The sequence below is a fragment of the Brevundimonas kwangchunensis genome (assembly GCF_039523815.1).
Lineage (GTDB): Bacteria > Pseudomonadota > Alphaproteobacteria > Caulobacterales > Caulobacteraceae > Brevundimonas > Brevundimonas kwangchunensis.
Genome location: NZ_BAAAGA010000007.1, coordinates 132,627 through 157,415 on the forward strand (window position 1 = coordinate 132,627; position 24,789 = coordinate 157,415).

Genomic DNA, 24,789 nt, shown 5'->3' on the forward strand with positions numbered 1-24,789 from the left:
TTGTCCGGTCTCAGAAGCCCATCTGCTTGGCGGCGAGGTCGCGAAGGATTTCTTCGGAGCCGCCGCCGATGACGAAGATGCGGGCCTCGCGGTAGATGCGCTCGACGCGGTTGTCGCCGGTGTAGGCGCGGCCGCCGAGGACCTGCAGGCTCTCGCGGGCGCAGTGCTCCAGCGTGGTCGTGGCCTGGACCTTCAGCAGGGCCAGGTCGGCGACCGGGGTCTCGCCGCGCTGGAAGCGCCAGACGAGGATGTCGAGGAAGGCGTAGGCGGCCTTCAGGCGCTGGATCATCTCCACGATCTTGTGGCGCATCGACTGGTGGTCGATCAGGCGCTTGCCGAAGGTCTGGCGCTCGCGGGCGAAGGCGATTGCCTCGGCGATGCAGGTGCGGGCCATGGCCAGGGTGGCCGAGATGCCGCTGAAGCGCTCGATGTTGAACTGGCCGGCGAGGCCTGCGAAGCCGCGGTTCTCAACGCCGATCAGGTTGGTGACGGGGACCTCGACGTTCTCGAAGCCGAGCCAGCCGTTGTTGCGGTTGTACCATTGCAGGCCGGGAACCGGGCCGCGGGTCACGCCCGGGCGGTCGGTCTCGATCAGCAGCATGGACAGGCCGCCCATGCCGGGCCCGCCGGTGCGCACGGCGGTCAGCAGGTAGTCAGCCTTCATGGCGCCGGAGATCAGGGTCTTGCCGCCGTTGACGACGAAGACGTCGCCCTTGCGCTCGGCCGTCGTGGTGAAGCCCGAGACGTCCGAGCCGCCGCCGGGTTCGGTGACGGCGAAGGCGATCTTCTTCTGGCCGGCCAGCACAGGCTTGGCCACGCGGTCCAGCATCTCCGGCGTGCCGCCGGAGATGATCGGGGGGAGGGCGATCCACGGGGTGGCGAGGTCGGCGAAGACGACGCCGGAGCCGAGGCGGAAGAACTCCTCGGCGAAGATGATGCGATCCCACAGGTCGATGTCCTCGCCCGTGCCGCCCAGATCCTCGCGGAAGCCCATGCCGAGAATGCCGGCCTTCGCGGCCTCCAAATACAGACTGTCAGGGAAGTCCGACGCGGCGTCCCACTCGGCCAGATTTGGCGCGATGTGCGTATCCACGAAGCTGCGCAGCTGGCTGCGCCAGCCGTCGTGGCGCTCTGTCAGGAAGGGGCTAGGCGGGCGCAGGCCGTCGAAGTCGAGCGCCGGTGGTGTGTGGTCCGCCATGGTCTTTTCCTTCCTGCATCCGCCGTGATCGGCGTCACTTTCGAATTGATACTAAAAGGCCTCGCCTTCGCCGACAAGGATGGTATTCTAACGCAACCCACTCTGGAGTAGAGTGTTGTCCGCAAGGAGAGATCATGGGTTTCGAACCGACCGGCGCGGCGCGCGCTGACCTGCAGGACACAACCGCCCCCAACGCCTTCAAGGCGACGCTGAAGCCGTCCGGGCATCCCTACATGACGGGGGCATGGACGCCGCAGCACGAGGAGCACACTGCCGAGGACATGCCGGTGATCGGCACGATCCCGACCGACATCGACGGCGTCTATGTGCGCAACACCGAGAACCCGGTGCACGAGCCGATCGGCCGCTACCACCCGTTCGACGGCGACGGCATGATCCACACGATCAGCTTCCGGGACGGCAAGGCCGCCTATCGCAACCGCTTCGTCCGCACCAAGGGCTTTGTCGCCGAGCAGGAGGCCGGCCATGCGCTGTGGGCCGGGCTGGCCGAGCATCCGTCGCTGTCGCAGCGTCCGGGCTGGGGCGCGCACGGCGGGCTGAAGGACTCGTCCTCGACCGACGTCATCGTTCACGCCGGGGCCATCCTGTCGACCTTCTACCAGTGCGGCGAGGGCTATCGCCTCGACCCCTACACGATGGAGCAACTGCCCAGCGTCGACTGGTGCCCGCCCGAGGGCATCTCGGCCCACCCCAAGGTCGACGAGAAGACCGGCGACCTGCTGTTCTTCAACTATTCGAAGACCGCGCCGCACATGCACTACGGCGTCGTCGGGCCGGACAACAAGCTGAAGCATTTCACGCCGGTGCCTCTGCCGGGCGCGCGCCTGCCGCACGACATGGCGTTCACGACCAACTATTCGATCCTGAACGACTTCCCTCTGTTCTGGCAGGAAGACCTGCTGCCCAAGGGCATCCACGCCGCGCGCTTCCATCCGGAGATGAAGTCGCGCTTCGGCATCCTGCCGCGCTATGGCACCGAGAAGGACGTGCGCTGGTTCGAGTCGAACGCCACCTATGTGCTGCACTTCCTGAACGCCTGGGAAGACGGCGACGAGATCGTCATGGACGGCTACTTCCAGGACAATCCGGTGCCGAAGACCAGCCCGGACGCGTGGCCCGGTCATGAACGGATCATGACCTTCCTCGACCAGAACATGCTGGAGCCCAAGCTGCATCGCTGGCGCTTCAACCTGGCGACCGGCCAGACGACCGAGGAGCGGCTGGACGACCGGGTGCTGGAGTTCGGCATCATCAACAACCAGTACGCCGGGGTGAAGTACCGCTACGCCTACAGCGCGGTGTCGAAGCCCGGCTGGTTCCTGTTCACCGGTCTGGTGAAGCACGACATGGACACCGGCGAGAGCTGGACGCTCGACTTCGGCCCGGAGCGTTATGGCTCGGAGCCCGGCTTCGCGCCCCGCATCGGAGCCACCGAAGAGGACGACGGCTACCTGATCACCTTCGTCACCGACATGATCGAGAACCGGTCGGAGTGCGTGATCTATGATGCACAGAAGCCCGGCGACGAGCCGGTGGCGCGGATCATCCTGCCGGGCCGCATTTCCAGCGGCACCCACGCGACCTGGGCCCAGGGCGAAACCATCCGCGCCTCGCAGGCCACGCTGGCCTCGCAGGCCGCGGCTTAAGGACGAAAGCGCATGACCTACATCCTCGGCGGCTGGCAGTCGGACTTCTCGAAGAACTGGGCGCGGGAGGGGATGGAGATCGCCGACGGCTTCGCACAGGCGCTGGGCGAGGGGCTGGCCTCGGTCAGCCTCGACCCAAAGGACATCGACGTCGGCCACGTCGGCAACTTTGTCGGCGACCTGTTCGCGGGGCAGGGGATGCTGGGCGGCTTCTTCGCCTTGGCGCATGACGACTTCGACGGCCTGCCAACCTCGCGCCACGAGGCGGCTTGCGCCTCGGGCAGTGTGGCCCTGCTGGCGGCCGCGGCGGACATCGAGGCCGGACGCTACGGCACGGCGGCGGTGCTGGGACTGGAGCTGATGCGCAATGTGCCCGGCCAGACGGCGGCCGAGCACCTCGGCGCGGCGGCGTGGACCGGCCACGAGTTCGGCGATGCGACCTATGTCTGGCCACGCGCCTTCAGCGACCTGACCGACGAGTACGACAAGCGCTATGGCATCGACGAGGCGTATCTGCGCCGGATCTCGGAGATCAACTTCGCCAATGCGAAGGTGAACCCCAATGCCCAGACGCGCGGCTGGTCGTTCAACAACCTGAGCTTCAGCACCGACGACGAGGCCAATCCGGTCATCGAGGGGCGTACCCGCAAGTCGGACTGCGGTCAGGTGACCGACGGCGCGGCCATGGTCGTGCTGGCCTCGGCCGAGCGCGCCGCCGAGTATGCGAGGGCGCGGGGCATTCCCTTGGAGAGCCTGCCGCGGATCAAGGGCTGGGGGCATCGCTCGGCGCCGATCAGCTATCGCAAGAAGATCGAGAACAGCGCGGGGCAGGAGTACGTTTTCCCGCAGGTCCGCCGCGCCATTGAGGACGCCCGCGCCCGCGCCGGGGTCTCGCTGGAGCAGATCGACGTGGTGGAGACCCACGACTGCTTCTCGATGACCGAGTACATGGCCATCGACCATCTGGGCCTGACCGCGCCAGGCGAAAGCTGGAAGGCGATCGAGGCCGGGGACATCGAGAAGGGCGGTCGCTTGCCGATCAATCCCTCGGGCGGTCTGATCGGCTGCGGCCACCCGGTCGGGGCGACCGGGGTGCGGATGGCGCTGGACGCCTTCAAGCAGACGACGGGCACGGCCGGCGACATGCAGGTCGAGGGTGCGCGCAACGTGCAGACCCTGAACATCGGCGGCTCGACCACGACGACGGTCAGCCTCCTGATCGGGACCTGACACCCCCGCACAAATTTTTTGACTGCACTTTAGTGCACATTTCGCGGCGCGGCCGGATGGGGCGGACCTGATCACCCGGCGAGCCTGACACGATGGTGCGTCAGATTCTGTCGCACCGCGTCGCTGGCAGGGCGATCAGCGCGGCGAGCGGATCGACACCCCGACCGTGCCTTGGGCGATGACCAGTCCGGTGTCGGTGGCCACGGTCGCCTCGACCACCACCTTGCGATCGTCGCGGTAGCTGATGCGGCCGACTGTATCGAGGCGGGTGCAATCGATCGGGGCGGCGTTCAGGAAGCGCATCGACAGGTCGGTGGTCAGCAGGTGCTGGCCCGGCTTCAGGATGGTCATGACTGCGCTGCCGCCGGCGACGTCGATCAGCGAGGCCGAGACGCCGCCGTGGACCAGACCCATGAAGTTGGCGTGGCCGGGATCGATATCGAGCTCCAGCCGGACGAACCCTTCCTCGAACGCCACCGGGCGGACGGCCAGCCGCTGGGGATAGCCGCCCACGGTGCGGGCCTTTTCCGCCCAGCGCTGAAGCAACTCCAGCCCGGTCGCCGTCGGGTCGAGGTCGAAGTCGACCGGCGAGACGATGGTCACGCCGCCGCGCCGCGTCGGGTGCGGTCGCCGACCTTCGACTGGAAGCGGGCGATGGCGGCGTCGTATTCGGACGACAGCTGGTCAACGATGGCCGAGACCGGCTCGACGGCGCGCACGGCCTCCAGACCCTGACCGGCCGCCCAGATATCGCGCCAGCGCTTGGTCGAGCCGCCCGAGGTGTAGTTGCGGTCTGGCGCGGCGCCCATGTTGTCGGGGTCCTGACCGGCCTTGATCAGGCTGGGGCGCAGCCACGACGCCGGAGTGCCCGTGACGGCGGCGGAGACGACCAGATCGTCCGGCCCGGCCTCGACCACCATCTGCTTGTACTCGGGCTGGGCCATGCTTTCCTCGGAGGCAAGGAAGCGGGTGCCCATGTAGACGAAGTCCGCGCCCGCAGCGACCGCGCCGGCCACGCCCGCGCCATCGCCCACGCCGCCGCCGACGGCGATGTAGCCGTCGAAGAAGTCACGCACGGCGTGGATGAAGGCGAAGGGCGACAGATGGCCAGTGTGTCCGCCGGCGCCCGCGCTGACGCAGGCCAGACCGTCCACACCCGCTTCCGCAGCCTTCTTCGCCAGCTTCATGTTGACGACGTCGGCGAAGACCAGACCGCCATAGCTCTTCACCGTCTCCATGACCGGCTTCGGCGAGCCCAGGGCTGTGATCACGACCGGCGGCTTGTACTCCGCCACCAGCCGCAGGTCCTCGGCCAGACGGGCGTTGGTGGAGTGGGTGATCATGTTGGCGATCCACGGCGCGTCGCCGGGCTTCAGCGCATCGGTGATCGTGCCCATCCACTGGTCCAGATCCTCGACCGTCCGGCAGTTGGGCGTCGGGAAGGCACCGCCGACGCCCGCCTTGCAGGCCGCGATGACCAGTTCCGGTCCGCTGATCAGGAACATCGGCGCCGCGAAGACGGGCAGGCGCAGGGTGTCGAAGGGGGTGCTCATGCAGACTCGGTCTCGGAGAAGGCCTGCCGCAGGTCCCGCTTGAGGATCTTGCCGACAGGGTTACGGGGAAGGGCGTCGACCACCTCGAGGCGCTCGATCTGTTTGTAGACGGCGACGTGGCGGTCGCCGGTCAGGAAGGCGTTGATCTGTTCCAGCGTCGCGGTCTGGCCGGGACGGAAGACGACGAAGGCGGCGAGTCGCTCGCCGAGGTTCGGGTCGGGCGCGCCGACCACGGCGGCCTCGGCGATCGCGGGGAATGCCATCAGATGGTTCTCAATCTCCTCGGACGAGATGTTCATGCCGCCGCGGATGACGATGTCCTTCAGCCGGCCGACGAAGCGGATGAACTGCTGGCGGTCGCCGGCCAGCTCGAACAGGTCACCGGTGCGGAACCAGCCGTCTGCGTCGAAGGCGCGGGCGTTGATCTCGGGCGAGCGCCAGTAGCCGGAGAAGATGGTCGCACCCTTGACCCGCAGCTCTCCGGAACGGCCGTTCTCGCGGATCTCTTCCTCGGTTTCGGGATCGACCAGGCGGGTGAAGACGCGGTCGTGCAGCTTGCACGCCCAGCGGTAGCCCTCGGCCATGCGGGGGAAGAGGGCGGCGCGATCGGCGGCCTCGGGCAGGTCCTTCAGAGCGCTGGGGAAGGAGGCGCCTTCGTTGGAGCCGAAGTAGTTGACGATCTGGACGCCGTATTTCTCGTGGAAGGTCCGGACCATCCATTCGGATAACGGTGCGGAGCCGGAACCGATGGATTTCAGTCGCTTGAAGTCGATACCTTCAAGCATCGCCTCATTCTGGAGCAGCAGGTTCAGCACGGCGGGCGGGGCGACAGTGTAGTCGATCTTCTCGTCGCGCATCTGCTTGAGCAGCACCGGAAGGTCGAACGGTTGATGCTGGATCAGGACGCCGCCGAGGATCAGCCAGCCGGCGAAGGCGGTCGAGATGCCGGCCATGTTCACCATCGGGAACGGGTTCAGCAGCCGGGCGCCCTGAGGCAGGTCGGCGGCGTCCACCACGCCGTCGCCCATGATGATCCATTCGTTGTGGCTGCGCGGCACGCCCTTGGGCTGGGCCTCGGTGCCGGAGGTCCAGCAGATGGTGAAGATGTCGTCGGCGGTGACGCGGGCGTCCTTCGCCGCCTTCTGCGTCGCCTTGTGCTGGTCGCGGGTGACGCCGTCCATCAGCCGCTCAAGATCCTCGGCGCCCGGGGGGCAGGTCTGGCCTAGGACGAAGACGGTCTTGAGCGTCAGGCAGGTCGCCTTGAGGCCGACCATCATCTCGCCGTGCATGACCTTGCCGATGCGGTCGGCGGTGATGGCGGCGACGGCGTCGGTCTTGCCGATGATGTAGCCCAACTCGTGCTCGCGATACTGGACCGGCGCCGGGCTGGCGATGACGCCCAGGCGGATGCAGGCGAGATAGGCGATCGTCAGCTCGGCGATGTTCGGCAGCTGGATGACGACGACGTCGTCCTTGCGGATGCCGTGGCCATGCAGGACGGCGGCGAGGCGGTCGACGGCGTCGGCGGTCTGACGCCAGGTCAGGCGCTCGGCCGTGCCGCCGACGAAGTCGGGAGCGTTGAACGGATCGACCAGGGCCTCCGCGTCCGGATGGGCCTTCACATGCTTCAGGAACAGGTCGTCCAGGGTCGTGTCGCCCCACCAGCCCTTCGCCTTCATCTCGCGGATGCGGGTTTCCGGAATGACGATCATCGCAGGGCCTCCAAGGGTTGGGGGTCGACAGGATAGAGCAGGTCGCGGACATCGCCGCGGACCACCTTGCCGACCGGATTGCGGGGCAGGGCGGGCATCAGGTGCAGGCGTTTGGGCGTGCGCACCGGGCCGATGGCGTCGCGCACGAAGGCCTTGAGGGCGGCGTCATCCGCGAACGGGGCGTCCACGGCGACGGCGGCCTCCAGACGCTCGCCCCAGACCTCGTCCGGCAGTGCGAAGGCGCAGGCCTCACGCACGGCGGGATGGGCGGTGAGGGCAGCCTCGACCTCGGCCGGATAGACGTTGTAGCCGCCGGTGATGATCAGGTCCTTCGAGCGGCCGATCAGGGTCAGCAGGCCGTCCTTGTCCAGTCGCCCGAGGTCGCCGGTCTTCAGCCAGCCCTCGTGGCGCGAGGCGGCGGTCAGTTCGGGGGCATCGAGGTATTCGGTGCGGGCCAGATCGCCGCCGACCAGCACCTCGCCCTCGCCGTGACCGGCGACGCCGGAGGCGGTCAGGACGGCGACCGGCGTGCCGGGGAAGAGGCGGCCGACGGAGGCGCGCAGCGCCGGATCGGTCATCTCGGCGGGCGACAGGCCGGTGACCGTCATGGGGGCCTCGGTCTGGCCGTACAGGGTGGAGAGCACCGGGCCGAAGCGGGCGATGGCCTGTTCGATCCGGGCGGGCGACATAGGGGCGGCCGAATAGGTGACGTGGCGCAGACGCGGGAAGTCGGCCGGCGCGAAGTCCGCCTCGGCCATCAGCAGGGCGATCAGGGTGGGCGGCAGGAAGGTCACGCTGACGCGGGACTTCAGCTCGGACAGGATGGCGGCGCGGTCGGGCGTCGGCAGCAGGACGTGGGCGCCGCCGGCGGCCAGAACCGGCAGGATGTAGTGGGACGAGCCGTGGGTCAGGGGCGCGACGGCCAGGTTCACGTCGTCGGCGGTGAAGTCGTAGAAGGCCGATAGGGAGGCGAGGGCGGCCGCGCCGCTGGCCTGGCTCTGCACCACGCCCTTGGGCACGCCGGTCGAGCCGCCGGTGAACTTCAGGGCGAAGGGGGCGGCGGGATCGTCGTGGATCGGTGGAGGGACGCCGTCCGCCAGTCCATCTAGCCACGCCTCCAGCGGCAGGGGGCGGGCGGTCGAGCCGAGCGAGCCGACCGAGGCCGCGTCATGCAGCGTCAGGGACAGGCCGGCGCGGCGCTGGAACTCGCCGTTCAGGGAAGGGCCGTTGCGCGGGTTCAGGGGCGTCCAGACGGCGCCGGCGCGCAGGATGGCCAGATAGGCGACGACATGCCGCCAGCTGTTGGCGGCGCACAGGCCTATACGATCGCGGGGGCCGAGGCCGCGCGCGGCGAGGTCGGCGGCCGCGCGCTCGACGAGGGCGATCAGTTCGCCATGAGTGACGACCGTGTCGCCGTCGGACAGGGCCGGGCGGTCGGCCCTAGCGGACAGGTTGGCGTAGAGCGCGTGGATCGGATGGCTCATGCGGCCTTCCGTTCCAGAACGGTGACGACCGTCGCCGCCTCCTCGACGTCGAGGAAGCCGCCGCCGTTCTCGGCCACGGCGATGCGGGCGCCTTCCACCTGTCGCTTGCCGGCCTCGCCGCGCAGCTGAGTGGTCAGTTCGAACAGCTGGGCCAACCCTGTCGCGCCGACCGGGTGTCCCTTGGCGACGAGGCCGCCGGAAGGGTTCACGGGAGTGTGGCCGCCCAGGGCGAAGTCGCCCTTCGCCGCGCGGGCACCCACCGTGCCGGGTTCGGCGAGGCCGAGGTTCTCGATCTGCTGCAGTTCGGCGTAGCTGGTGGCGTCGTGGACCTCGGCGAGGTCGATGTCAGCGGGCGCGATGCCGGCCTGTTCGAATGCGGCGTCGGCGGCGCGGCGGCCGATGTGCTGGTCGAAGGCGTTCGGCGCGCGGTCGCTGGCGCTGAGCAGGGCGCAGCCTCGGATGCGAATGGCGCGAGCCTCGGCGTTCAGACGCTTCAGGCCTCTGGCCGAGCAGACGATCAGGGCGGCGGCGCCGTCGCTGACGGGGGCGCACATGGCGCGGGTGAAGGGGAAGACGATCGGCTTGTCGGCCAGCACCTGCCCGGCCGTCATCGGCGTCCGGTACTGGGAGCGGGGATTGCCCGCGGCGGCTGTGTGGTTCTTGGCGGCCAGCCGGGCGAGGTCCGCCTGCGTCGTGCCGAAGCGGGCCATGTGGGCGCGGGCCTGTGCGGCGTAGAGGTCCATGAACAGGCTGCGGCCATCTTCCGGCGCCTCGCCGCCCATGGCGCGGATGTAGTCGAGCACGCCCTCGCGATCGTGGATGTCGGTCCCTCCCATGAAGGCGGCGGCGACCTGTTCCGGGCGATCCGGGAAGACCATCTTCTCGGCGCCGACGACCAGGGCGATGTCGCCCGCGCCGGCGCGGAGCCAGTGGATCGCCTGCAGCAGGGCGGTCGAGCCGGAGGCGCAGGCGTTCTCGACGTTGACGACCGGGATGCCGGTCAGGCCCAGCGGGCGCAGGGCGATCTGGCCGCGCACGGTGTTCTGCCCCTCCAGCATGGGCTGGCGGGTGTTGGAGAACCAGGCGGCCTCGATGTCGCCTGTCGTCGCGCCGGCGTCGGCCAGCACGGCGGTCACGGCCTCGGCCGTCAGCGTCTTCACGCTGTCGGCGGGGCGCTTGCCGAAGGCGGTCATGGAGGCGCCGGCGATGAAGACGTCGAGGCTCACGCGATGGGCCGCCGCCGCTGGACGATCCGGAACCGCGAGGCCACGAAGGCCAGATCGGCCAGGCAGGCGTTGCCCGCCGGGTTCAGGCCGGTGACGTGATAGTCGCTGTAGGCGGCGGCGAAGTTGATCCACATCGCGCCGGTCAGGTTGATCGACAGATTGGCCCCGGCGGCCTCGTAGGCGGGGGTCGACCGGTCGATGAAGTCCTCGTCGGTCGAGTAGAGGTACGAGCTGATCGAGCCGCGGGTCTTTGCCAGCCAGGTCGCCTCCATCACCGCCTCGTCGGCCGGACGGCGGACGAGGAAGAGGACCGGGCCGAAGCGCTCCGCGGCGTAGAGATCGTGACGGTCGCCGCCCTCGATGGCGATGACCAGCGGCGTCAGGGTGCGGGCGTCGGGGAACTGTGGGTGAGGGTAGGGCGCGGCCTCGCGCAGGACGCGGACGCTTTCCAGCCCTTCGACGGACCTGCGGGTTTCGGCGACGACGTCGAGACTGACCTGCCCCTGAATGGCGCCCATGATGCCTGCAGCCTGCGCCGGGTCGGCGGCGATGGCGTCGACCTGTTCGACGATGGCGGCCGACAGGGGCTCGAACAGGTCCGGCGCGATGTAGACCGTCTGCGGGCTGGTGCACATCTGGGCCGAGAACAGGCTGGACGAACGGGCGATGGCGCGGGCGACGGCGTCCAAGTCGGCGACGCTGTCGACCACGATCGTGTTAACGCCGGCGGTCTCGGTGAACAGCAGCTTGCCGGTCACCGTGCGCTCCAGATGGCCGCCATAGCGGGGGCTGCCGGTGAAATCGATGATCTGCACGTCGGGATGATCGACGAAGCGACCGGCGACGGGCTCGGCGAGGGTGTCGACCGCCAGGGTCACGAGGTTCGGATCGAAGCCGTGATCCGCCAGCACCTGCCGGCAGGTCTCGACGACGATGGCCATCGGCAGCACGGCGATGGGGTGCGGCTTGACGATCACCGGGTTGCCCGTCGCCAGACTGGCGAACATGGCGGGATAGGCGTTCCACGTGGGGAAGGAGGCGCAGCAGATGACCAGGCCGACGCCGCGCGGGACGAGCGTGTAGGTCTTGCGCAGCGCCACCTGCTCCGCGCCGAACGGACGGTGGTAGTCGGCAGTCGGGGCGACGTCGCGCATGGCCTTGGCGGCATAGGCGAGGGCCTCCACGCCACGATCCAGCGCATTGGGGCCCGAGCCGCTGAAGGCCTGGGTGTAGCTCTGCCCCGCGACGTGCATGACGGCGTGGGCCATCTCGAAATTGCGGTCGTAGAGACGGTGCGCCATCTCGAGGCAAAGGGCGATGCGCAGCTCGAAGTCGGTATCGCGCCAGCCGGTCATCGCCCGCATGGCGCCGGCAACGAGGGCGTCGGGATCATGGACGGCGTAGCGGATGCCCAGCGGCTGGCCGGTGTAGGGCGAGACCTCCTCGCCGACCGTCGCGCCGGTCGGACCGGGCTGGTTCAGATCGATGGTCGTGCCCAGTCGGGCCTCGAACGCGGTCTTGCCGGCCGGCGGTTTGTCGGCGCCGTGGATCTTCGTCGACGGGGAGTCGCTGTACGGGCTCCAGGCGCGACGGGTGCGCACCGCGTCGATGGCGGCCTCCAGCGTCGCGGCGTGGCGCGCGATCAGCTCCGCATTCCGGTCGAGGCCAGCGCCGTCCATGCTCAGTGGTCCAGCCGCTCGACGACCATGGCCGCGCCGACGCCCTGGGCGCCCGCGGCCACGACGATGCCGTAACGGCCATCGGCTGCGTCCAGCGCATCCAGCAGCGACGACAGAAGAATGGCCCCGGTGGCGCCCATCGGGTGACCCTTCGCCATGTGGCCGCCGCCGACGTTGACCTTGTCGAGGTCGACCTTCCGCTCGCGGGTGAACTTCACGATGGTGACGGCGAAGGCCTCCATGAACTCGATGCGGTCCATGTCGTCGAGCGTCATGCCGGCCTTCGCCAGCGCGCGATCCATGGCGGTGAAGCCGGCGGTCAAGGAGGCCTCGGGATCGCCGCCGGCCTCGGCGTAGGCGACGATGCGGGCGCGGGCGCCCTCGGCCGCGGCGCTGACCAGAGACAGGCCTGCGCCGTCGCACATGGGCGGGGCGTGGGCGACCGTGTGGCGGTGGTCGATGGTCCGGCCGTTCAGCGCCTCGGCATACTGTTCCCCCAGCGGCGCGAAGGCCGGCTCCATGGCGGCGAGACTCTCGGCGGTGGTCGAGGCGCGGGCGGGCTCTTCCCGATCGAGACCGTTCAGTGGAATGCGCGACTTCACCAGAGCCGTGCCCTCGGCCGCGGCGGCGCGTTGCTGCGAGCGAAGGGCGGCCTCGTCCATCTCCTGTCGCGACACGCCGATGTCCTCGGCCAGCCGGTCGGCGGCGACAACGACGGGGATGTAGCGGGTGCGATGGGGGAAGCTGGCGTCCTCGTAATAGTCGGCCCTGTCGCCCATGAAAGGGACGCGCGACATCATCTCGACCCCGCCGGCCAATGCCGTCTTCGCATTGCCCGCCTCGACCATGTTGGCCGCCTGGCCGATCGCGGTCAGGCCTGAGACGCAGTAGTTGTTCAGGCTGAAGGCGAAGGCGTCGTCCGGCAGGCCGGCGTGCATCTTGGACACCAGCGCGACGTTCGCGCCCTGGGCGCCGACCTGTCCGACCGCGCCGAGGATCAGGGCGTCGGCCTTGCGCGCTGCGCCGCCGTTGCGCTGGTCCAGCGCGTCGATCAGGCCGCCGACCAGTTCATGAGGTTTCAGCGCGGCGAGTCCGCCATCGGGGCGGGCCTTGGCGCGGGGCGTGCGGACGGCGTCGACGATGTATGCGGTCATGCGAGGTCCTCAGGCCGAGATGCGGTCGCCGGGCGCCCAGGTCCCGTGGAAGCCGGCGGGCACGCGGGCGGGGAGCAGGACGCGAGCGATGGGCCCGGCCTCGAAATCCTTGGCCGCGAGGATCTGCACCTCCGACCGGCCGGTGGCCTCGTCGGTGGTGAAGGCGATGACGTAGCCGTCGTCCTCGTCGACCGCGCCGATGCGGGGGGCGAAGGCGGGTTCGGACCCTCCCACGCCGTCAGCGAAGCGATGGGTCTGCGCCGCGCCGGTGCGAAGGTCGTACTTGATCAGGCCCGCGAAGCGCTGGAGCTCCTGCTTCGACATTTCAACATGATACGACCAGTTTGTCTTGCGACCGGTGAACTCCAGATTGACCACCGGGAACTCGCCGATCCGGTCGTCGAGCTGGCGTTTCTTCACCTCGCCCGTGACCATGTTCATCCGCCACTCGACCGGCACGGCGTTCAGCGCCAGCACGTTCACCATCGAGGCGTAGGGGCCGTAGGCGGGGTTCGGCGGATAGCCGTTGGGCGTCATCATGCAGGCGGTCATGACCACCTCGTCGCCGTCCTCCCAGGCATTTGCGACGTGATAGATGTAGCAGGTGTCGGTCTCGAACCAGCGGACCTGATCGCCCTTGCCGTTCTTGGGCACGACGCCGAAGCGCGCGGGCTGGTCGGCGACCTTGATCTGCCACATCGAGTTGCGCAGCCCGGCCTCGGTGAAGACCACGGGCAGGTCGTGCAGGATGATGTAGTTCTCGGTCAGGCCCATGTCGTGCGGCAGGCGCGGTCCGGGCAGGTCGACCTTCTGGAAATTGGTGAGGTTGTTCTGCGCGTCGACGACGCCGAACGTCATCCACGGCTCGTAGAGCGAATAGTCGAAGAAGCAGAACTCGCCGGTCTTCGGATCGACCTTGCCATGGGCCGAGACGTGGCGGGGCAGTGCGCCGCCGAAGTCCTCGTTGCCCATGCTCTCCAGCGTGCGGGCGTCTACGCGCACCGGCTTGCCGGAGATGTACCACAGGGCCATCAGCGAGCCGTTGTGAAAGACCAGGTCGGTATTGGCGGTGTCTTTGTAGACCAGATCGCCACGGCCCGAGTCGGCGCGGGCGCGGGCGGAGGGCAGCATCACGCCGCCGGCGCCGATCTCCAGCCCCTTCTGTTCGGCCCTGTAGTCAGACGTCCAGACGTAGCGGTTCCGGTACTCGGCCTTGCCGTTCTCGAAATAGACGCCGTGCACCATGCCGTCGCCGTCGAACCAGTGGTGCAGGCCGGCCGGGACGTGGGCGGGATTGGGCCCGTTGCGGACGAAGGCGCCGTGCAGGTCCTTCGGAATCTCACCGATGACCGTCAGCTCCAGCGCGGTGGTTTCGCGCGCTACAGGTTCGTACAGGCCCTGAAGATAGGGGTTCAGAGCATTGAGTTCGCTGAGTTCACCGGTCTCGGTCCGGCGAAGTACGGCAGCGTCGTCAGCCATGGTCGACCTCCGTGGAATCCGGCAGGCAATCTGCGCTGTTGGGTTTCTTAACGCAAGTCACGAAAGTCGGATGGCCGTCGCGGGGCGGGATCCGAGGAAGGCGTCGAAGGCGGCGTTGCCGTCCGTAGGCAGGCTCCAGTCCTCCAGCGACATCAGGGGGCCGAGGGCCGCCATCAGATCGTCGGGAGTGACGTCCTCCGGCCGGTCGAACTGGACGCCGGGGCCCTCGATCCGCACTGCGCGCCGAACCTTTCCAGCGCCGGCGACGAGCGTCTCGCCGTTCAGCGGACAGCCCTCGGTCATCAACCAGCTGACGACCGGCGCGACGTATTCCGGCGGCATGGCGCGGCCGATGTCGTCGCTCACATAGCCCTCGGTCATGCCGGTCAGGGCGTAGGGAGCGACGGCGTTGGCGTGGACACCCTTCGAGGCGCCTTCCAGCGCCATGACGCGCATCAGGCCGATCAGCGCGGCCTTGGACGAGGAGTAGGCCGCCATGCCATGCACGCCATGCAGACCAGCGGCCGAGGTGGTGATTACGATGCGGCCCGCGCCCTGGTCGCGCATGTGCCGGTAGATCGGCAGGGTCGCGCTGACGGTGCCGAAATAGTTGATCTCGAACACCGAGCGCAGCTCGGCCAGCGTCTGCTTGTGCAGGGTCTTCGCCTCTGGCGCGCCGGCGTTGTTCACCAGACCGTCGATGCGGCCGAAGGCGTCCAGAGCCGCCTGCAGCAGGCGCTCGCCGGCGTCCTCCGACTCGACTGCGAGAGGGCAGGCGACGGCCTCGCCGCCGGCGTTTCGGATTCGCTCGACGACGCCTTCAGCGGAGGCCGGCTGGCCCGAGGCGCGGGGGCGGGTATTGACCACCACCTTCGCGCCACGCGCCGCCAGATCCAGCGCATAGGCGAGGCCCAGGCCACGCCCCGCGCCGGTGACCACAACGACCCGTCCGTCCAGCGACATGCCCTGCATTACATCCCCTCCATGCTTGCGTAAAAAGACTTGCAAATGTGGTCCGTTGGCGCAAGCTACCTTCCATAGTCGAGCTTTCGATCAACGAGGGCCGCTGATCCCGGGGAGGGAATTCGGAATGAAGTCAGTCAGCGTCACCACTGTGTCCGCCGCGGCTCTCATGCTGGGCGCGGCGCTCGCAACACCGGTCTTCGCGCAACAGGCCCAAGAGCCTGCCGCGGCCACCCTGGACGAGGTGATCGTCACCGCCCAGAGGCGCGAGCAGAGCCTGCAGGATGTGCCGATCGCGATCACGGCGTTCAACGCCGAGACGCTGGAGCGCACCGCGGCCACCGGCATTCAGGACATCGCCGCCAAGGCGCCGGGCGTGACCCTGACCCAGTTCAACATTGGCGAGCCGCAGCTCTACATCCGCGGCGTCGGCACCTCGAGCGACTCGGCCGCCAGCGATCCGTCGATCGGCGTATCCATCGACGAGGTCTCGATCGGCCGTTCGGGCGCCAGCGCCCTGGCCTTCCTCGACATCGAACGGGTCGAGGTCCTGCGCGGGCCGCAGGGGACGCTGTACGGTCGCAACGCCTCGGGCGGCGCGCTGAACATCTACACCCGCCGGCCGGTGTTCTCGGACGAGGGCAGCATCACGGCGCGCGTCGGCAGCTTCTCGGAGTACGGTCTGGAAGGCGTCATCAACCGCCAGATCGGCGAGGACGCCGCGATCCGCTTCGCGGGGCGGTACAACACCAACGACGGCTATGCCGAGAACGTGCCCACCGGGCGCAGCCTTGAGGGCGGGACGTCGTGGGGCGGCCGTCTGTCGTTCCTGAAGGACGCAGGCAACTGGAGCTATCTGGTCAGCGGGGACTATTCCGAGGACGACATGGACGGCCATGCCCGCATCCCGGTCACGACGTCGGCCACCGCCCCTGCCTTCGTCGCCCTGATCAACACCCTGCGCGCCGGTCTGGATCGTCGCCAGAGCTTCTCCTCGGCGGACAACTATCAGGAACGGACCAACTTCGGCCTGACCGGCCGTATCGAGCACGAGGGCGATAACTTCGACTTCGTCTCGCTGACCTCCTATCGCGACAACGACTACTCGTGGCGCGACAACCTGGGCGGCCTGCAGTTCCCGGCCTTCCCCCTGATCGTCGATGACCAGGCTTCGGAGGTCGCGCGGCAGTTCAGCCAGGAGTTCCGGCTGGTCTCGAAGCCGGATTCGCCGATCAACTGGGTCGCCGGCGCCTACTTCTTCAACGAAGAGATCGAGCGCAGCGAGCGCTTCGTCGTCGGCGCGGCCCTGCCGATCGCCCCGCCGTCGTTCGGCGGCGACACCACCTTCCTGCAGGATGCGACCAACCGCAGCTATGCGGTCTTCGGTCAGGCCAATATTCCGTTCGCGGATATCTGGGAGCTGACGCTCGGCGCGCGCTGGACCCACGATTATCGCGAGATCCATCAGGTCGCGATCGACAACGAGGGCGGGGCCAATCCGCCGGTCGGGATCCCGCTGGGGCCGGGCGGCGCGCCGTACACCGTCACCGGTGACGAGAGCTTTAGCGAGCCGAGCTGGAAGATCGCGCTGGCGGTCGAGCCGTTCGAGAACGTGCGCCTCTACGCCAGTTACGACCGTGGCTACAAGGCGGGCTCCTTCCCGTCGACGGCGCAGTCGGGCGTTCAGGCCCTGACCCCGCTGTCATCGGAGCTGCTGGACAACTACGAGATCGGCATCAAGTCCACGCTGATGGGCCGCCTGCGGTTCAACGCGGCCGCCTTCAAGCTCGATTACACCGACCTGCAGGTCTACGAGCTGCTGGGTCTGGCGCTGGTCACGTCCAACGCCCAGGCCGAGGTCGACGGCTTCGAGATCGAGACGGCGCTGGCGCTGAGCAACAACGTCACGATCGGCGGCTCGTACACCTCGCTGGACGCGCGCTTCACCTCGAACGCGGTGTCGGGCGCTCTGGTGCTGCCCTACAACGGCAACGCCCTGCCGCGTTCGCCGGACAGCCAGTACACCCTGTACGTGGACAGTGAGTGGGACGTGATGGGCGGCACGCTGGCGATGCGGGCCGACTATCAGTGGACCGACGACTTCTTCTTCGACCCGTCGAACAACCCCGAGGTCCTGTCGCCGGCGCACGAGCTGGTCAGCGCCTTCGCCTCGTGGGAGTCGCCGTCGGGCCTGAAGCTGTCGGTCTACGGCAAGAACCTGACGGACACCGAGTACCAGACCCACATCATCAAGAACGTGGGCATCGGCTTCAGCGTGTTCGGGGCTCCGCGCTCCTTCGGCCTAGCGATCAGCCAGAGCTTCTGACGACAGGATCAGGCGGCGTCGGGATCTTCCGGCGCCGCCTCGACCTCCCAGCGGATATTGCGGGGGTCCAGACGCTGGCCGGTGGCCAGGTCACAGACGATCGGATGGATCGGCTCGCCCGTCTTCACGTCCACCAGCTTCAGCGGCACGCCGTCCGGGCAGAGCCAGCGCTCGCTCCAGCCGTGCATCGCCATGATCATCGGGAACAGGTCCAGACCCGCGCGCGTCAGCCGGTATTCGAACCGGGGCGGCGCCTTCTGGTAGAGCTTCTTCTGCAGGACGCCGTGCAGGACCATGCGGTTCAGGCGGTCGGCGAGGATGTTGGTGGCGACGCCCAGCGCCTCGTGGATCTCGTCGAAGCGACGGAGGCGGAAGAAGGCCGCGGCCAGCACCGCCCAGCTCCAGTAGTCGCCCATGATGTCGGTGGAGCGGTCGATGATCGCCCGGTCGGTCTCGATCGGTTGGGTGCGACGGCGGCGCGAGGTGGGCGGTGCGATGGCGGTCAGGCCTTCGCCGGCGTCCCAGCGGACCTGTTTCGGATCGACCGGATGGCCGCGCTCGTGGTCGAAGATCGCCGGCATGACCCGTTCGCCGCTCTGCCGGTCGAAGAAGGCGAGGGCGTAGCGCTCCTGGAGCGGCGAGCGCGCCCATTTGCGTTCCCACTGGCCCTGCATGACGGCGACGCCGAACATGTCCAGACCCATCTCGGTCAGGCGGTACTCCAGCCGGGTCGCCGAGTCCTTCGCCCCGCGCTGCTCCAGCAGGCCGGCGGCGACGAGGCGGTTCAGGCGGTCGGTCAGGACGCTGCGCGGCATGCCGAGACGGTCGCGCCACTGCGAGAACCGGCGCGCGCCATAGAACGCCTCGCGCAGGATGAGCTGGGTCCAGGCGTCGCCGGTCACCGCAAAGGCGCGGGCCACCGGATTGCCCATGATCAGATCGCGTGTGGAAATCTGGTCCACGAGCCCTCTTTCGTCCCTGCCCGGAGGTCTTGATAGCACCACCTGCGGTGAATCGCCCACACCGAACCGCGCGTGTCCTTCGCGCGATAAATCCTGTTTTGCAAGTCGCTCCGAAAGCCTAGGGTAGCCGTCAGATCCGGACAACCGGACAGGAGGAAACCGACGTGCTCGATCAGTTGGAAGACTTCACGCGTGCGCCATGCCGGCCGATCCGGTTCGGCGATGTGGGGCTGGAGATCGAGGAGCGTTCCGACGGGACTCTGATCCTGTCGGCGCGGGCGCCGCTGGAGCCCCATGAGCAGAACCTGCTGCGCCGCTTCCGCGATCTGGCCGGCTCGCAGCCCGACAAGCGCTGGGTCGCCGAGCGAGACGGGGAGGGCTGGGCCGGCCTGACCTACGGCGAGGGCTGGGCGCAGGCGACTTCGGTCGCGGCCTGGCTGCTGCGGCGCGCGATCCCGGAGGGCCGGGCAATCCTCGTCCTGTCCGGCAACTCGCCCGCCCATGCGGCATGGATGTTCGGGGCGATGGCGGCGGGCGTGCCGATCAGCTCGGTCAGCACCAACTACTCCCTGCTGAGCACCGACTACGAGCGCCTGCGCTATGTCGTCGATCTGGTGAAGCCGGCAGTGATCGTGGCCGAGACCGCCGAGTTCGCCCGCGCCGCCGAGGGGATCGCGCCGGCGGACGCTGTGATCGTCAGCGCCGCGCCGGAGGCGTTCGAGCGGAATGTCGTTGAGATGAGTGAGGTGCTGGGCGCGCCCGACCTCGAAGGCATAGGCCAGCGCGTCGAAACGCTCGATCCGACCGCGCCCGCCCGCTACCTGCTGACGTCCGGGTCGACGGGCAGACCCAAGGCGGTGATCCACACCCAGGCCATGATGACCGGCAACACCGCCAGCGGCGCGCAGGCCATGGGCGACGCCTTCGACTGGGGCGGGGTGATGCTGGACTGGCTGCCGTGGAGCCACATCGCCGGCTCGTCCTTGCTGACCAACATCACCTGGTTGGGCGGGACGCTTCACATCGACGACGGGCGGCCGACGCCGGATCGGTTCGCGGCGACGCTGAGGAACCTGAAGGAGATCCCCGTCCGCTTCTACGGCACCATGCCGTCGGGCTACGCCATGCTGGCCGATGCGCTGGAGGCGGACGCCGGGCTGAGGAAGACCTTCTTCAGCGAGTTGCGGGTCATGCTGTTCGGCGGCGCGGGCCTGCCGCAGCCCCTGCACGACCGGCTGCAGCGGCTGGCGGTCGCCACGACCGGTCAGCGGTTCCTGTTCGTGTCCGGCTATGGCTCGACCGAGACCGGCTCGGCGATCAGCTACACCTGGTGGGAGAGCACGCGCGTGGGCATCGGCCTGCCGGTGCCGGGCGCGTCGCTGAAGCTCGTCCCCTGCGACGGCGCCTATGAGGTGCGGGTCAAGGCAGCCAGCGTGACGCCGGGCTATTTCGATGACGACGAACGCACGGCGGCGGTGTTCGACGAGGACGGCTTCCTTCGCATGGAAGACATGGCTGACTTCCATGACCGGACCGAGCCGGAGCTGGGCCTGTATTTCGCCGGTCGTCGCGCCGAGCAGTTCAAACTGGCCAACGGCACCTTCGTGGCGGCGGGGCGACTGCGGGACTCGCTGCTGCGCGCCTCGCCGGGCCTGTTCCGCGACGTGGTGATCTGCGGCGAGGGGCAGCTGGAGCTGGGCGTGCTGGCCTGGCCCGATCCGGAGGGCGTGCGGCGTCTGTCGGGCGGTGACGACGTCGGCCATCAGGCCGTGGTCGAGGCGGTGCGCGAGGGGCTGGCGCGGCACAACGCGGAACATCGCGGCCAGAGCGAACGGCTGGCGCGGCTGGCCTTCCTCGACACCCCTCCGGAAGTCGAGGCGCACGAGGTCTCGGACAAGGGCTCGATCAACCGCAACATGGTGCTGCGCCGCCGGGCGGCGGACGTCGCGCGGCTGTACGAGGGCGGAGCCGGGGTGATCCGGGCCTGAGGATCAGGCCCCGGCGCGCTGTGCCTGCGCCCAGGCCAGTCGGGCCAGCTCCGGAAACTCGTCGGCGCGCTTGCGGGCCTTGGGCGAGACAGCGTTGCCGCGGATCACCCGCCCGCGGATGCCGTGGATGATTGCGGCGAACCGGAACATGTTGAAGGCGACGAAGACGTCCAGATCGGGCAGGGCGTCGCGGCCGGTGCGTAGGCGGTAGGCCTCGACATAATCCGCCTCGGACGGGATGCCGATGGCCGTCAGGTCACGCCCGGCCAGCCCGCCCAGATGCACCGGCAGGCGGTACATCATCAGGTGATAGGCGAAGTCCGCCAGCGGATGGCCCAGCGTGGACAGCTCCCAGTCGATCACCGCCGCCACCTCGGATTGGTCCGGGTGCAGGATCAGATTATCGATGCGGAAGTCGCCGTGGATGACCGAGGTCTCGTCCGACAGGCCGTCACGGGTGGCCAGCCAGTCCACCAGCCGGTCCATGTCCGTGTTGCGCCCGGCTTCCTCGTCAGCCTGGTACTGGCGGGTCCACAAGGCGGTCTGTCGGGCGACGAAGCCGCCGTGCTTGCCGTAGTCGCCCAACCCAATGGCCTCGACGTCGAGGCTGTGCAGCCGCGCCAGGGTGGCGTTCATCGCGTCGAAGACCGCCCGGCGATCCGAGGGCGCCTGAAGGTCCGTCGCCGGGTCCCAGACGATGCGGCCTTCGACATGCTCCATGACGTAGAAGGCGGTGCCGGCCACGTCGGGCTCCTCGCAGACGCCGAGGATGCGTGGGACGGGGAAGCCGGCATCGCCCAGCGCGCCCATCACGCGGGCTTCGCGCAGCACGTCGTGCGCGCCCTTCAGCAGCGGCCCCGGCGGCTTGCGGCGCAGGACGAAGATACGGTCGCCCGACTGGACCCGATAGGTCGGGTTCGACTGGCCGCCCGAGAACTGGGAGATCGCCAGCGGCGCGTCGGACAGGTCGATCCGTCCGGCCATCCAGTCGCGCAGGGTGACTGCGTCGAGCTCGAACCCCGGCCGCACGCCGGTCGCTTCGCCCGCGCTCAAAGCGACTGTCCGTCGTCCACGGTGAACACCCCGCCGGTAATGGCGGCGGACTCGTCCGAGCCCAACAGCATCAGGGTGGCGTCCAATGCGTCGGAGGGCATCAGGCGACGGCGGGGGAAGCCGCCGATCTGCTTCTGGCCGCCCGCGCTGGAGAACCAGCCGGAGTTCATCTCGGTCTCCAGATAACCGGGGCAGACCGCATTGACGTTGATCCCTTCGCGCGCCCATTCGCGAGCCAGCGACTTCGCCATCGACACCACGGCGGCCTTGGAGGCGCAGTAGCCGACAAGGCCCGGCAGCTGGGTCATGGCGCCGATAGAGGCGATCATCACGATCCGGCCCTGCGTCGCCGCCGCGACCCCGCTGGCGGCCATGGCGCGTGCGCCCTCGCGGGCGGTCAGGTAGGCGCCCCGGACGTTGACCGAGAACATGGCGTCGAAGTCGGCGATCGGCGCCTCCTTCGCCAGTCCCGGCAGGCCGACACCGGCGTTGGCGTAGACGGTATGGATCGGGCCGAGCGCCGCTTGGGCAGCGGCGAAGCCGGCTACGACGGACGCCTCGTCGCTGACGTCCATGCTGACGGCGAAAGCCTTGCCGCCGGCGCGGTTGATCTCCGCGACCAGAGCTTCCAGTCGGTCTGCGCGACGGGCGGCGACGGTAACCGCCGCGCCATGGCGATCGGCTAGCCGGGCGAGGCTTTCGCCGATGCCGGACGAGGCGCCGGTGATCAGGACGTGGCGTCCCGCCAGACGCTCAGCGGGCATGGCGGCGCTCTTCGGCGGGCAGGACAGAAGGTGCATCGGCGAGGCTGTCGAGCCCCGAAGTCTCGAGCGCGAGAAGTGTCAGGCGGAGGTCCTGCAAACGCTCCGCTGCGCGGTCCGTCTCGTCGGCCAGGAAGCGCGCGACCACGGCGGCGCGGTCGCCGGGCGGCAGGTCGGCGGCGACGGCGGTGTGGATGTCGCGCAGGGGCATGCCGAGGCGTCGCAGGCCGGCGATCAGATTGGCGGCGTGGCGCTGGTCCGCGTCATAGCAGCGGGCGCCGCGCGCGTTCCGGCCCGCCGTCAGCAGACCCATGTCTTCGTAGTGCCTGAGGGCGCGCAGGGTGGAGCCCGTCCGGGCCGACAGTTCGCGGATGCTGATGCCTCTGGACGAGGCGTGGCCCCGGATCGGGCGTTGCGGCAGCGGCACCACGGTCATGCATCTCTCCCTGACTTTCGTAACCGAACCTGCCGCGATAAGTCCGTTTATGCAAGCGCCTTCGGACATCGTGGCGACGCCTGTTTCAGCACAGCTTGTGGAGCGTCAGACCGAGGAGATCAGCGCGAGGCGGGGCAGGAGGGCGCGCCCTCGAACAGGCCCAGATCGATGCAGCGGCCCTGCACCGTGTCCGGCGTCGGGACGCCGATGACATTGGCCAGGGTCGGGGCGATGTCGATGGTGCGGATCGCCAGAGGGCGCTCCTGACCGACTGTCACGCCCGGCGACCAGAAGACGATCGGCACGCGGCGGTCATAGTCCCAAGGCGTGCCGTGGCCGGCGATCGTCGCGCCGACCCGCCCACGGCCCGGAGACAGCGAGGGCTGGAAGGCGATCAGGATGTCGGGCGAACGGCCGGGGACGGCGCTGAGACGTTCGCGTTCCAGCAGGGTGTACTCCTGCGGGCTCTTGTCGACGGCCGGCATGGGCGAGGCCCAGATCTCCTCGATGGACCAGGCGCCGGCGACTTGGGGATTGGCGCGCACGGCCTCCACGGTCGCGTCGACGATCCGGGCGCGCAGGTCGGCATTGGCCAGCGGCACGCCGCCTTCACCAACGACCATCAGGCCCGAGCCGCCCGACGCCAGCGGCGGGGTCGATAGCTGGAATTGCGCGGCGAGCGTGCGGTTGAGGTCCGACATCAGGGTCGAGCTGACGCGACCGGCGTGCGGATGGCCGTTGTCGTGCATCCGCTCGGGGAAGTCGGAGCCGCCATGGTCGGCGGTCAGCACCAGAACCACGCCGCCGGGCACGGTCGCCAGCTTGTCGAGGAAGGCGCCCAGGGCCGTGTCCATGCGGTGCATCTGCTCGCACATCTCCGGGCCCTGCTGGCCGAAGGTGTGGCCGACGCGGTCGGTGGCGGACAGGCTGACGCCGAGCATGTCGACGACGCCGCGCTGGCCCAGTTGCTGGGTCTCCAGAAGCTCGGTCGCGGCCTCCAGCGTCAGTTCATCCAACGTGGGTGAGGTGTCCAGCTCCAGCTTCGCCGGGGGCAGGGTGGAGTTGAAGGTCTGGCCGCTGACGGTCCACGTCCCCTCCAGCGCGCGGCAGGCGTCGTTGGTGTAGGTCCAGGTGACCGGATTGGCCGCGAGTCGCGCGGCGATGCGGGCGTTCAGGGCGGCGACCGGGGCGAGGCGATCCGCGGCGGTCTGGCCGGGCTCGACATAGGTCGTGAAGCCGAAATCGACCGTGTACCAGAAGGGCTTGCCGTGATGGCCGGCCAGGGTGATGGCGCCCCGGTCCTTGCCCGAGACGGCGAAGACGCGGCTGTCGGGGCTGCGGGCCTGCAGCCAGTCGCCGAGAGTGTCGACGCGCATCTGGTCCGGGCCGACCGGGCCGTTGTCTGTGTTCCGGCCGTGGGCGAGCGTGTTCTGCGGCGCGGCGAGGCAGTAGACCTCCTGACCATCCGTACGACCGGTCCAGTCGTTGGCAGGGATACCGGTACGCTCGGGATTGGCGCCGGTCAGGATCGTCGAGTGGCCCGGGCAGGTCTCGGTCAAGGCGTGGGCCTGATAGCCGTTCTGATAGACGCGGCCCTGTTCCGACAGGGTGTGCAGGCCGCCGGTCAGACGCCCGCGGTACTGGTTGAACAGGATCGAGCCCAACTGGTCGACCGCGATCGTCACGATCAGGTGTGGCGTGCCGGCCTGCGGGGCGGCGGGGGCAGGCGCCTCGACGACGGGTGCGGCGAGGGTGTCGGCATTGGCAGCCAACGAGGGGAGCGCAACGCAGGCGGTGAGGGCGAGCGCCGAAACGGCGGAAAGCAGAACACGGGACATAGCGGCGCCTTATCGGGAGAAGCGCTTCCTAGCCAGCGCCTGTATCAGTCCCGTGACGACGAAGAACGCCGGGGGCAATG

The 24,789-nt window shown here is 68.9% G+C and carries 19 protein-coding genes; 4 read left to right on the plus strand and 15 right to left on the minus strand.

What is annotated here, in order from left to right; genetic code table 11:
• Positions 1–10 precede the first annotated feature (10 nt).
• Complete coding sequence (locus ABDZ95_RS14065) at positions 11–1,198, minus strand: acyl-CoA dehydrogenase family protein (protein ID WP_343794593.1); 1,188 nt, start codon at positions 1,196–1,198, stop codon at positions 11–13.
• Positions 1,199–1,332: 134 nt separating this feature from the next.
• Between ABDZ95_RS14065 and ABDZ95_RS14070 the strand changes: the two genes are divergently transcribed.
• Complete coding sequence (locus ABDZ95_RS14070; protein WP_343794594.1) at positions 1,333–2,865, plus strand: carotenoid oxygenase family protein; 1,533 nt, start codon at positions 1,333–1,335, stop codon at positions 2,863–2,865.
• A 12-nt stretch (positions 2,866–2,877) separates the two neighbouring features.
• A complete protein-coding gene (locus tag ABDZ95_RS14075) occupies positions 2,878–4,095 on the plus strand; it encodes an acetyl-CoA acetyltransferase (protein ID WP_343794595.1) in 1,218 nt (405 codons plus the stop codon).
• A 135-nt stretch (positions 4,096–4,230) separates the two neighbouring features.
• On the opposite strand, the gene ABDZ95_RS14080 is transcribed toward ABDZ95_RS14075, so the two are convergent.
• From ABDZ95_RS14080 to ABDZ95_RS14120, 9 genes are read right to left on the minus strand one after another with little or no spacing between them, the layout of a single operon-like run.
• Positions 4,231–4,698, minus strand: coding sequence for a PaaI family thioesterase (locus tag ABDZ95_RS14080; RefSeq protein WP_343794596.1), 468 nt, complete (start codon positions 4,696–4,698; stop codon positions 4,231–4,233).
• A complete protein-coding gene (locus ABDZ95_RS14085; protein ID WP_343794597.1) occupies positions 4,695–5,648 on the minus strand; it encodes an NAD(P)H-dependent flavin oxidoreductase in 954 nt (317 codons plus the stop codon). The genes ABDZ95_RS14080 and ABDZ95_RS14085 overlap by 4 nt, the downstream gene beginning before the upstream one ends.
• On the minus strand, positions 5,645–7,360 hold the full coding sequence (locus tag ABDZ95_RS14090; RefSeq protein ID WP_343794598.1) for a class I adenylate-forming enzyme family protein: 1,716 nt from the start codon (positions 7,358–7,360) through the stop codon (positions 5,645–5,647). The genes ABDZ95_RS14085 and ABDZ95_RS14090 overlap by 4 nt, the downstream gene beginning before the upstream one ends.
• Positions 7,357–8,844 carry a class I adenylate-forming enzyme family protein gene (locus ABDZ95_RS14095; protein ID WP_343794600.1) on the minus strand — a complete coding sequence of 496 codons (1,488 nt, stop codon included), beginning with the start codon at positions 8,842–8,844 and terminating at the stop codon, positions 7,357–7,359. The genes ABDZ95_RS14090 and ABDZ95_RS14095 overlap by 4 nt, the downstream gene beginning before the upstream one ends.
• A complete protein-coding gene (locus ABDZ95_RS14100; protein WP_343794601.1) occupies positions 8,841–10,070 on the minus strand; it encodes a thiolase family protein in 1,230 nt (409 codons plus the stop codon). Before ABDZ95_RS14100 ends, ABDZ95_RS14095 begins: the two co-directional genes overlap by 4 nt.
• Positions 10,067–11,749, minus strand: coding sequence for an aldehyde dehydrogenase family protein (locus ABDZ95_RS14105; RefSeq protein ID WP_343794603.1), 1,683 nt, complete (start codon positions 11,747–11,749; stop codon positions 10,067–10,069). Before ABDZ95_RS14105 ends, ABDZ95_RS14100 begins: the two co-directional genes overlap by 4 nt.
• 2 nt (positions 11,750–11,751) lie before the next feature.
• Positions 11,752–12,903 carry an acetyl-CoA C-acyltransferase gene (locus ABDZ95_RS14110; protein WP_343794604.1) on the minus strand — a complete coding sequence of 384 codons (1,152 nt, stop codon included), beginning with the start codon at positions 12,901–12,903 and terminating at the stop codon, positions 11,752–11,754.
• Between the two features lie 9 nt (positions 12,904–12,912).
• Positions 12,913–14,382 carry a carotenoid oxygenase family protein gene (locus tag ABDZ95_RS14115; protein ID WP_343794605.1) on the minus strand — a complete coding sequence of 490 codons (1,470 nt, stop codon included), beginning with the start codon at positions 14,380–14,382 and terminating at the stop codon, positions 12,913–12,915.
• 57 nt (positions 14,383–14,439) lie between these two features.
• Positions 14,440–15,354 (minus strand): SDR family NAD(P)-dependent oxidoreductase, encoded by a 915-nt coding sequence (locus tag ABDZ95_RS14120; RefSeq protein WP_343794606.1) that lies wholly within the window; start codon positions 15,352–15,354, stop codon positions 14,440–14,442.
• Between the two features lie 118 nt (positions 15,355–15,472).
• Between ABDZ95_RS14120 and ABDZ95_RS14125 the strand changes: the two genes are divergently transcribed.
• Complete coding sequence (locus ABDZ95_RS14125) at positions 15,473–17,671, plus strand: TonB-dependent receptor (RefSeq protein WP_343794607.1); 2,199 nt, start codon at positions 15,473–15,475, stop codon at positions 17,669–17,671.
• 8 nt (positions 17,672–17,679) lie between these two features.
• On the opposite strand, the gene ABDZ95_RS14130 is transcribed toward ABDZ95_RS14125, so the two are convergent.
• Positions 17,680–18,633: a winged helix-turn-helix transcriptional regulator gene (locus ABDZ95_RS14130; protein WP_343794608.1), complete on the minus strand. Its 954-nt coding sequence runs from the start codon at positions 18,631–18,633 to the stop codon at positions 17,680–17,682.
• Positions 18,634–18,797: 164 nt separating this feature from the next.
• Here ABDZ95_RS14130 and ABDZ95_RS14135 point away from each other — a divergent pair, with 164 nt between their 5' ends.
• Positions 18,798–20,621 carry an AMP-binding protein gene (locus ABDZ95_RS14135; protein WP_343794610.1) on the plus strand — a complete coding sequence of 608 codons (1,824 nt, stop codon included), beginning with the start codon at positions 18,798–18,800 and terminating at the stop codon, positions 20,619–20,621.
• Between the two features lie 3 nt (positions 20,622–20,624).
• On the opposite strand, the gene ABDZ95_RS14140 is transcribed toward ABDZ95_RS14135, so the two are convergent.
• The 4 genes from ABDZ95_RS14140 to ABDZ95_RS14155 all read right to left on the minus strand — a co-directional run bounded on the left by ABDZ95_RS14140 (position 20,625) and on the right by ABDZ95_RS14155 (position 24,709).
• A complete protein-coding gene (locus ABDZ95_RS14140; RefSeq protein ID WP_343794612.1) occupies positions 20,625–21,674 on the minus strand; it encodes a phosphotransferase family protein in 1,050 nt (349 codons plus the stop codon).
• Positions 21,671–22,438, minus strand: coding sequence for an SDR family NAD(P)-dependent oxidoreductase (locus tag ABDZ95_RS14145; RefSeq protein WP_343794613.1), 768 nt, complete (start codon positions 22,436–22,438; stop codon positions 21,671–21,673). Before ABDZ95_RS14145 ends, ABDZ95_RS14140 begins: the two co-directional genes overlap by 4 nt.
• Positions 22,428–22,871, minus strand: a complete 444-nt coding sequence (locus ABDZ95_RS14150) for a MerR family transcriptional regulator (protein WP_343794614.1) — start codon at positions 22,869–22,871, stop codon at positions 22,428–22,430. The genes ABDZ95_RS14145 and ABDZ95_RS14150 overlap by 11 nt, the downstream gene beginning before the upstream one ends.
• A gap of 119 nt (positions 22,872–22,990) precedes the next feature.
• A complete protein-coding gene (locus tag ABDZ95_RS14155; protein WP_343794615.1) occupies positions 22,991–24,709 on the minus strand; it encodes an alkaline phosphatase family protein in 1,719 nt (572 codons plus the stop codon).
• Positions 24,710–24,789: the final 80 nt, after the last annotated feature.

Excerpts from the sequence above, each read along its gene's own strand:
- ABDZ95_RS14065 (WP_343794593.1), bottom strand. The coding sequence starts at position 1,198 with ATGGCGGACCACACACCACCGGCGCTCGACTTCGACGGCCTGCGCCCG.
- ABDZ95_RS14070 (WP_343794594.1), top strand. The coding sequence starts at position 1,333 with ATGGGTTTCGAACCGACCGGCGCGGCGCGCGCTGACCTGCAGGACACA.
- ABDZ95_RS14075 (WP_343794595.1), top strand. The coding sequence starts at position 2,878 with ATGACCTACATCCTCGGCGGCTGGCAGTCGGACTTCTCGAAGAACTGG.
- ABDZ95_RS14085 (WP_343794597.1), bottom strand. The coding sequence starts at position 5,648 with ATGAGCACCCCCTTCGACACCCTGCGCCTGCCCGTCTTCGCGGCGCCG.
- ABDZ95_RS14090 (WP_343794598.1), bottom strand. The coding sequence starts at position 7,360 with ATGATCGTCATTCCGGAAACCCGCATCCGCGAGATGAAGGCGAAGGGC.
- ABDZ95_RS14095 (WP_343794600.1), bottom strand. The coding sequence starts at position 8,844 with ATGAGCCATCCGATCCACGCGCTCTACGCCAACCTGTCCGCTAGGGCC.
- ABDZ95_RS14105 (WP_343794603.1), bottom strand. The coding sequence starts at position 11,749 with ATGGACGGCGCTGGCCTCGACCGGAATGCGGAGCTGATCGCGCGCCAC.
- ABDZ95_RS14110 (WP_343794604.1), bottom strand. The coding sequence starts at position 12,903 with ATGACCGCATACATCGTCGACGCCGTCCGCACGCCCCGCGCCAAGGCC.
- ABDZ95_RS14115 (WP_343794605.1), bottom strand. The coding sequence starts at position 14,382 with ATGGCTGACGACGCTGCCGTACTTCGCCGGACCGAGACCGGTGAACTC.
- ABDZ95_RS14120 (WP_343794606.1), bottom strand. The coding sequence starts at position 15,354 with ATGCAGGGCATGTCGCTGGACGGACGGGTCGTTGTGGTCACCGGCGCG.
- ABDZ95_RS14125 (WP_343794607.1), top strand. The coding sequence starts at position 15,473 with ATGAAGTCAGTCAGCGTCACCACTGTGTCCGCCGCGGCTCTCATGCTG.
- ABDZ95_RS14145 (WP_343794613.1), bottom strand. The coding sequence starts at position 22,438 with ATGCCCGCTGAGCGTCTGGCGGGACGCCACGTCCTGATCACCGGCGCC.
- ABDZ95_RS14150 (WP_343794614.1), bottom strand. The coding sequence starts at position 22,871 with ATGACCGTGGTGCCGCTGCCGCAACGCCCGATCCGGGGCCACGCCTCG.
- ABDZ95_RS14155 (WP_343794615.1), bottom strand. The coding sequence starts at position 24,709 with ATGTCCCGTGTTCTGCTTTCCGCCGTTTCGGCGCTCGCCCTCACCGCC.